Origin of the sequence: Arcobacter sp. CECT 8989, assembly GCF_004116715.1 — a bacterium.
GTDB lineage: Bacteria > Campylobacterota > Campylobacteria > Campylobacterales > Arcobacteraceae > Halarcobacter.
Window position 1 is genome coordinate 1 of the sequence record NZ_PDKE01000107.1, and the last position, 404, is coordinate 404.

1 protein-coding gene is annotated in these 404 nt (G+C 31.2%); it reads right to left on the reverse strand.

Translation table 11 applies throughout. The features are described from left to right. Nucleotides 1-360: TonB-dependent receptor plug domain-containing protein (locus tag CRV02_RS14630; RefSeq protein ID WP_375137093.1), on the reverse strand; the 360-nt coding region annotated here is incomplete at its 3' end. Between the last annotated feature and the right edge of the window lie 44 nt (nucleotides 361-404).

Here is a 404-nt window from a genome sequence, read left to right on the forward strand (position 1 = left end):
ATATGCAGTAGGAGGATCCATTCTTCCTCCACATCCTCCATATACCTCTTGTCCATCTGAGAATATTCCAAGTTTAGAACCAGACATTCCTCTAAATATTGGATCTCCATCTGTTCCACCTTTTCTTTTAACAGAAAAACCTGGTATATTTTTCAAAAAATCAGCTCCATCACTAGCTGGAATTGGTTGAATTGGATTTTTAGGGTCTGTTATAACTTTTAATGGATTGTCAGATTCAACAATAGAAACAACTTCTATTTTCTCTAAAACTGTAGTCTCTTTTTTTTCAGTAGTTTTCTCTTCTGATAAGAGTAAACTTGTACATAAAGATAAACATAAAATAATCCTCTTTCTATTCACAATAAATTCCTTCACTAAAAATTTAATTTATTTTAGAAAAGAGG